The sequence below is a fragment of the Collinsella aerofaciens genome (assembly GCF_001405375.1).
GTDB lineage: Bacteria > Actinomycetota > Coriobacteriia > Coriobacteriales > Coriobacteriaceae > Collinsella > Collinsella aerofaciens_F.
The window spans coordinates 190,240-197,632 of the sequence record NZ_CYYP01000003.1; the positions used below are offsets into that span (position 1 = coordinate 190,240).

Sequence of the window (7,393 nt, forward strand, 5' to 3'; positions counted from 1 at the left end):
AACCTTGTATACGCCCGCCCGCTCCCGAGGGGCTCCCATCCCAAATGCGGAGCAAAGCTCCGCACGCCAACTTTTTCTTTCAGCTAAAGAACGCCGGAAATTCGACGCTGGCTTGTTAACCTTGCTGGACGTTGTCGACGCCAAACCAGCCCAGAAGCTATATCGATACAGAAAGGTCCCCGGACGGAGGGGCCGGATATAAGGTTTATCGCGAGTTCCGCACGCAAAGAAGGCCACTTAATGTGGCCTTCGTCTTGCGCAGGACTGTAGAGCAGGAAACCTTATATCCGGCCCCTCCGTCCGGGGACCGCGCCGTACCAGCTACAGCGTCATGTTTGGATCGGCGTCGACGTCGAACGGCGAGATTTCACCTCGGTCGAATTTACGGCGGGCAACCTCCGCGATCATGGCGGCGTTGTCAGTGCATGCCGAAAGAGGCGGCACTGTCACGCGAATCCCCTGACGCCCAAGCTTCTTGATCATCATCTCGCGCAGATGCGGGTTGGCCGAGACGCCGCCACCGATGCAGTATTCCTTGCAACCGGTAGCGTGCAATGCGTTTTTGGCCTTCTTGTACTGCACGTCAAAGACAGCCGCCTCAAACGAAGCCGCCAGATCGGGCAGATGAATCGTACGCCCGGCCTTGGTCTCCTGCTCAATGTAGAGCGTCACGGCCGTCTTAAGGCCCGAAAGCGAGAAGCGATAGTCTCCCCTGCTGTTAAGCGCACGGGGAAAATCGATCGCCTTGGGGTTGCCCGTCTCGGCCAGCTTGGAAATGATGGGGCCACCGGGATAGCCCAGACCCAACGCCTTGGCTACCTTGTCGAAGGCCTCGCCCACAGCGTCGTCGAGCGTCTCACCGAGCACCTCGTAGTCGCCCCACGCCTTCACGTGCACGAGCATGGTGTGCCCACCCGAGACAAGCGTGAAGATAAACGGCGGTTTGAGGTCGGGTTGCGCCAGCAGGTTGGCAAACAGGTGCCCCTCCAGATGGTTGACGCATACGAGCGGCTTACCGGCAGCGTAGGCAAAGCCTTTGGCAAAGGCAACGCCCACCACGAGGGCGCCCACCAGGCCCGGACCCTGTGTCACGCCCACGGCGGCAAGCTCGCTGGGAGCAATGGCTCCACCCTCAAGACCAAGCGATGCTGCGGCATCCTCGAGCGCCGCATCCACGACACTCACAATCACCTCAACGTGTTTGCGCGAGGCGATCTCGGGCACCACGCCGCCAAAGCGGGCATGAAAATCAATCTGTGTCGACACCTGGTTGGCCAGCATATTGCCATCCGCATCGATAATCGCCACGGCCGTCTCGTCGCAGGAACTCTCGATAGCGAGCACCAGGCGGCGGCGCTCAATTTCGGCGCGCTCCCCCTCGGAGCGCCCAGGCGCAGGCAGCGGCCATACGCGCTGCTCTGCCGCCGTCGGCTCGGGCGAAGCATTGTCGACCGGAAGCACGAGGGGCAGCGGAGCCGTCATGACGATGGCATCCTTGCCGGCACCATAGTAGCCGCGGCGACGGCCAGCCTCGGTAAAGCCCAGAGCGTTATAAAGCGCGATCGCTCCCTCGTTGCCGTCCTCGACCTCGAGCGAAGCCGTGGTGCAGCCGAGCATCTGGGCATCATAGCTCACGTGCGACAGCAGCTTGCGGGCAATGCCCTCACGGCGATGTGCCGGGTCGACGGCGACATCCAGAATCTGCACATCACCGTCCACGACCATACCGCCGGCAAGGCCCAGCAGCTTGCCGTCATCGTGTGCCACCCACCAACTACGCGGCGCAGCGACGTCCTCGCCCAGTTCGGACAGGAACATGCCCGGCGTCCACGCCTTGTGTCCGGCACCTTCAAAGCAGGCAGCCTCTAACGCGCTCGCGCCCTCGGCATCCGCCGCGCCCATGGGACGGAACTGCAGATGACGACCGGCGAGCTCATCGGCAACGCCCGTAATTTCGCTCTGCGCACTCTCGGCAAGACCAAGACGCTTGCGCTCGTTTTCCTCGGCATCCGAAAGGCGCGTGTAAATCGGCAGGACGCGAGCCGGATCGCCGTCACCCGCAGCGTGCGCGAGCAGCAAGCCCTCGCCCGAAGGCCACCACAGGTCGCGCTCCACACAGCGAGCGGTCTCGTCCCCACCCAGCAGCTTGCCATAGCGCACGAGACCGTCACCGGTCAGCTGAACCTGATCCCAGCCCGCGGTCTGACGCCACTCATCGAGCGCCACGGCGGCCTTGACCACGTGTTCGCGCTCAAATTGACGCTCGGGGCCCTCATCGACCAGCATATACAGCGCCGGATATACCTCACCGCGCATAGCATCGGCCAAGATACCAAGCTTGCCGCGCACGCCAGCCTTCCACGCCGTCCAAGCGCAAGCGTCAAGCGTTGACACGCCCAGCAGCGGAACATTGGCACCACGTGCGAGGCCCTTGGCAGTGGAGATGCCGATGCGCACACCCGTAAACGACCCCGGGCCGCGGCCGACCACATAGCAACCAACATCGCTGCGATCCAGACTGGCTTGAGCCAGCACACCATCAACGGTATTCACGAGCTCAACGTTGGCGTGACGGCGACACATGTGGTCGCCACTCACGAGCTTCGTCTCGCCCGTCTGCCCATCAATCCAGCTTGCCGCGCAGGCAAGCATGTCGGTCGAAGTATCGAGCGCCACCACCAGCGCGTTGTCGTTATGCAAGCTCATCTTGTACAGCCTTATCAATCAAATGGGAAAGCTCCATTGCGCGGTCACCGTGCGCCTCGAGCGTTATCGTTCGCACATCACTGTCGCCCTCATCACGCTTGAGCGTCACCGAAAGATACTCATCCGTCAGCTCGTCTTGGAATTGTTCGCCCCATTCCAGCAGGCAAGCACCCTCATAGCCCAGCACATCGAAAATGCCCGTATCCTCGAGCTCGTAGGCATGCTCCAGGCGGTATAGATCAAAGTGAAACAGCGGAATACGGCCTTGATCGTGAACGGCCATGAGCGCAAACGTAGGGCTCGTAACCATATGCCCATCGCCCAGCCCGCGCGAGACGCCCTTGGTAAAGTGAGTTTTGCCCACTCCCAGGCCACCGGTCAGGATGAGCACATCGCCGTCCTCAAGGCACGGTGCAATTAGCTCGCCAAAGTACTCCGTATCGGCAGCGCAAGTCGTTTTGTAAGTACCTACCCCCAGGCGCTCCAGGGACATATATGCTCCTTATTATTCCGAGGCGTCCTCTGGTGCGGGATATCGCTCCAGATAATCGCCCAGCATCTTAAAGTCTTCCTCCAGCAGCTCCTGCCACGCCGGATTGCGCAGCGCTGCTGCCGGATGAAAAGTGGGCATTACTACAAAATGCCCCATCTGGTGGAACCTGCCGCGCAGCTTAGTAATGCCAATCTCGGTCTTAAGCACAAAGTGCGTCGCGGGGTTGCCGAGCGTCACGATAATATCAGGCCAGATGCTTCGAATCTGCTCACGCAAAAACGGCGAGCAAGCCAGCACTTCCTCGGGACGCGGATTGCGGTTTCCCGGCGGGCGGCACTTAAGCACGTTGGCAATGTAGACGTCTTCGCGTTTGAGCCCCGCCAGCGACAAAATGCCGTTGAGGTCCTCGCCTGCCGCCCCCACAAAGGGCTCGCCCTGCAAATCCTCGTTGCGACCCGGCGCCTCACCGATAAACATGACGCGAGCGCGGGGGTTTCCCACGCCAAACACGATATTGTGACGCGACTGGTAGAGCTGGCAGAGGTGACAATCGCCCAGAACGGCCTCAATTTCCTCGAGTGCGACCTCACGTGGCGCCTGATGGGTATGGCCGGGGATGTGCATGACACCCATAGCGGCTCCTACACGTAGACCTTGTCGAGACGCATGCCAAAGCCGCAGGCGACCTCGTAGTTAATCGTTCCGCGCAGTCGGGCCATCTCGTCCATAGTGATCTCGGCATCGCCATCGCGGCCGACAATGATCATCTCGTCACCATACTCGGCCTCGGGAATCTCGTGTGCCGGGTTGGACTGAATGGCGACCATAAACTGGTCCATGCAGATATTGCCAACCTGATGCACGCGCTCGCCGCGATACAGCACATCCATACGATTGGAAAGCGTACGCGATAGGCCATCGGCATAACCGATCGGCAGCGTGCAGATCTGAACGCGCGTACGCGGTACGCGGTAGGTAAAACCGTAGCCCACGCCCTCACCCATCGCAGGGTGCGCCACGCGCGTCACACGCGCATGGACGCTCATAACGGGATCAAGCTGCATCACGCGGCCACTCAGCTCGCACGGCTGCATGCCATACAAGCCAACGCCGGCGCGGATCATATCAAAATGCATCGAGGGGTCGAGCATCGAGGACGGCGTGTTGGCGCAGTGCACGATACCGCACTCAAAACCCGCATCCTTAATGGCCTGAACGGCCTCGGTAAAGCGCTGGCACTGCAGCTTGTAATCCCAGCCCGAAGGTTCATCGGCCGTGGCGAAGTGCGTAAATACGCCGTCGCACTGAATACCGCGATGAAAATTTATACCGCGGACAAAGTCGACAACCTGCGTGTAGTGAACGCCGATACGATTCATGCCCGTCTCGATGGCGAGATGATACTTGCCCACTTTGCCCGCTGCGACGGCACATTCGCCATACGCAAGAGCAAAGTCAGACGTATAGACCGAGGGCATGATATCAAACCCGAGCAACGTCGGAATGGCCTCGATAGGCGGCTCGCTTAGGATGAGGATGGGTTTCGTAATCCCGCCCTGTCGGAGCTCAACGCCCTCGTTAACCGTCGCCACGGCAAACATGTCGGCACCGGCCGAATACATGATCTTGGCGCACTCAACAGCTCCATGACCATAAGCATCGGCCTTGACCACGCAGCACAGGCGCTGACGTGGATTCAGCAAGTTCTTATAGGCCCTCGTGTTGCGACGGAGCGCCCCGCGGTCGATCTCGACCCAGGACCAGCGCGTCAAATCGGCTTTATTCATGATTAGTCATCCGACCCTTCGTCCATGATTCCCAGATCTTCGAGCGCATCCTTTGCCGCCAGCTCCATGGCAGGACCGATCAAGTCGATAAGATCGGTCGCGATAACGCTCTTCTCACCATACTCCGTCGCCGCGGCAAAACCGGCGTAGCTGTGAAGTGCGACGGCGTACGAATACAGCAACTCCCAACGATCCATCTCGTCGCGCATGGTGGCAAGCGTGCCGGCCAAAATACCCGCGAGAACATCACCCGAACCGGCAGTTGCCAGAGAAGCCGGACCCGAGAGCGGCAGCAGCACACGCTCAACGCCACAGATAGCCGTCGTCGGCCCCTTGGCAATGACCACCAGATTGTCGGAGCCTGCAGCCCAGACAACCTTCTGCGCGGCCGCAATCGCGGTACCAAGGTCGTTCACCTCGTCACCGGCAACCAGACGCGAAAGCTCACGATAGTGCGGCGTCATAACCAACGGCTGCTCGCGACGATACATCTCGGGATTACTATCAATACCGTCAATGGCAATCTTAGCAAGGCAGTTGAGTGCATCGGCGTCCAAGATAAGCGGCACATCAAGCTCGAGCAAGCCCGAAACCACCTGCATAGCGCCGGCAGATGTCGTCATACCGGGACCGCACAGTACACAGCTGTACTTCTTTGCAATCTCGCACACAGTCATGCGCGCAGCAGCGCCAAAGGAGCCGCGGGAATCAGACGGAATAGCAAAGACGGGAATCGAAGGAAGTGCCATGCGAATAAGATTGGCGCAGGCGTCAGGAGCCGCAACTGCCACGTAACCAGCACCCGCGCGAGCTGCAGACTTGGCCGCCATAATGGCAGCACCAGGATATTGCGCAGATCCGGCGACAATAAGCACAGAGCCACGGGAATACTTATCGATATTCGTAGGTAGTGGAGCAAAGTAATCAACTAAGTCACCGGGCTCGACAATCTCGGCGGCATGGTCGACATCATCGATGACCTCGTCAAGACGGTCGTAAAGATTGCCGCAGATCAAATCGCCAGCATACTCAGGGCCATCAGCGCTATACAGACCAATCTTGGGCGCAATCATCGTCACCGTATGCTCGGCACGAATGCAGTCGTCATCAACAACGCCCGTCTCGGCATTCAGGCCCGAGGGGACATCAATGGATACGACACAATCGGCGCATTCATTGACCGTAGGAATCCAGATGGAGAACGGCGCACGCAGATTCCCGTGGAAACCGGTACCAAAAATGGCATCAACAACAACATCGGCCTTATCGATCAAAACCTCGAGTTCGTCACGCGAGGGGCCGACACAAACGTGCACATCGCGGCCGGCAGTACGACGAGCAACATGACGCGCCAGAGCAGCAGGAATCTCATCCGGCTCAACCGGAGAAACGATATCGACGTCCACACCCTTATGGCTCAGAATATCGGCGGCAACCCAACCGTCGCCGCCATTATTACCAAAACCGACCAGAACGAGAACCCGATCGGGATTGAGCTTCAAGACCTCGTTGGCGGCAAACTCACCCGCTAGCTCCATAAGCTCGGCCTTCGAAGTCCCTTCGCGTTCGATGATGTCCTCGAGACGAACGACTTCTTCGGTACTCAAAACCGGTTTCATCTATGCTCCTAGCGTATCTTGCGAAGCATCGCCCAGGTGCTCCGTCAATGCTGAATTCTGCAGCTGCTCAAGCTCATCTAAAACAGAGCGAGCCTCTTTAAATGTCTGCGCTACGCGTTTCTTGGTACTCACCTTTTCCTCTTTTGGCTTAGGCCGAGCATCTTCGGTAATCGCGATGGCATTCGCAACGGCTAAGTCTCCTGTAAGCGTAATGGAAAGAGCGACCTCAACAACACCCAGCTCTTGAGCGATCTCGAGAGCACGGCCCGAAAGCAGCGCCTTCGGTTTGCCGAGTTTATCACGCGTAACCGAAACATCCTTGCGACCAACGCCTTGACTAAAACCCGTGCCGAGAGCTTTAAGTACCGCCTCGCGCGAAGCAAAGCGGCTGGCATAGTGAGCAGCGGGACGCGATGATGCATCACAATACGCACGCTCTTCTTCGGTAAACACGCGCCGAGCAAACGACGGCGTCTTTTCAAGAATTGATTTCATACGGGAAATCTCGACGATATCAACGCCGATACCAGCTTCAGCCATGTTCACCTCCATATCGCACAGACTAAGTTATTGTAGCCCGTTCACAGAAGATGCGACAAACGAGGGTTATAAAACACAGCTACTATGTGAGACAAAAGCCCGTAAACGCAAAAAGGGGGAGGCCGCGAGGCCTCCCCCTTCTCAGTTCAAGCGTACGGCTCGGTGCCGTCCACCGGTCAGCGGCGCCCTGGCCTCCCACGGGCTGACCCCGCAGTACTCTCGGCGCGATGGGGCTTAGCTTCCGGGTT

6 protein-coding genes are annotated in these 7,393 nt (G+C 59.0%); all 6 read right to left on the bottom strand.

All coding sequences use genetic code 11. The features are described 5' to 3' along the window. Window positions 1-321: 321 nt before the first annotated feature. Genes tsaD through acpS form a run of 6 tightly spaced genes read right to left on the bottom strand, consistent with a single transcriptional unit; the run spans window position 322 to window position 7,145 of the window. The gene (gene tsaD, locus ARB25_RS02910) at window positions 322-2,706 is read right to left on the bottom strand and encodes a tRNA (adenosine(37)-N6)-threonylcarbamoyltransferase complex transferase subunit TsaD (protein ID WP_055285620.1); all 2,385 of its coding nucleotides are present in this window, start codon (window positions 2,704-2,706) and stop codon (window positions 322-324) included. After that, complete coding sequence (tsaE, locus tag ARB25_RS02915; protein WP_006235849.1) at window positions 2,693-3,199, bottom strand: tRNA (adenosine(37)-N6)-threonylcarbamoyltransferase complex ATPase subunit type 1 TsaE; 507 nt, start codon at window positions 3,197-3,199, stop codon at window positions 2,693-2,695. Before tsaE ends, tsaD begins: the two co-directional genes overlap by 14 nt. 12 nt (window positions 3,200-3,211) lie before the next feature. Beyond that, window positions 3,212-3,832, bottom strand: coding sequence for a uracil-DNA glycosylase (locus ARB25_RS02920; protein WP_055285622.1), 621 nt, complete (start codon window positions 3,830-3,832; stop codon window positions 3,212-3,214). Window positions 3,833-3,840: 8 nt separating this feature from the next. Beyond that, window positions 3,841-4,986 (bottom strand): alanine racemase, encoded by a 1,146-nt coding sequence (gene alr / locus ARB25_RS02925; protein WP_055285624.1) that lies wholly within the window; start codon window positions 4,984-4,986, stop codon window positions 3,841-3,843. A 2-nt stretch (window positions 4,987-4,988) separates the two neighbouring features. Beyond that, window positions 4,989-6,605: an NAD(P)H-hydrate dehydratase gene (locus tag ARB25_RS02930; protein WP_082222952.1), complete on the bottom strand. Its 1,617-nt coding sequence runs from the start codon at window positions 6,603-6,605 to the stop codon at window positions 4,989-4,991. Continuing rightward, window positions 6,606-7,145, bottom strand: a complete 540-nt coding sequence (acpS, locus tag ARB25_RS02935) for a holo-ACP synthase (RefSeq protein WP_006235843.1) — start codon at window positions 7,143-7,145, stop codon at window positions 6,606-6,608. Window positions 7,146-7,393: the final 248 nt, after the last annotated feature.

Excerpts from the sequence above, each read along its gene's own strand:
- tsaD (WP_055285620.1), bottom strand. The coding sequence starts at position 2,706 with ATGAGCTTGCATAACGACAACGCGCTGGTGGTGGCGCTCGATACTTCG.
- tsaE (WP_006235849.1), bottom strand. The coding sequence starts at position 3,199 with ATGTCCCTGGAGCGCCTGGGGGTAGGTACTTACAAAACGACTTGCGCT.
- ARB25_RS02920 (WP_055285622.1), bottom strand. The coding sequence starts at position 3,832 with ATGGGTGTCATGCACATCCCCGGCCATACCCATCAGGCGCCACGTGAG.
- alr (WP_055285624.1), bottom strand. The coding sequence starts at position 4,986 with ATGAATAAAGCCGATTTGACGCGCTGGTCCTGGGTCGAGATCGACCGC.
- ARB25_RS02930 (WP_082222952.1), bottom strand. The coding sequence starts at position 6,605 with ATGAAACCGGTTTTGAGTACCGAAGAAGTCGTTCGTCTCGAGGACATC.
- acpS (WP_006235843.1), bottom strand. The coding sequence starts at position 7,145 with ATGGCTGAAGCTGGTATCGGCGTTGATATCGTCGAGATTTCCCGTATG.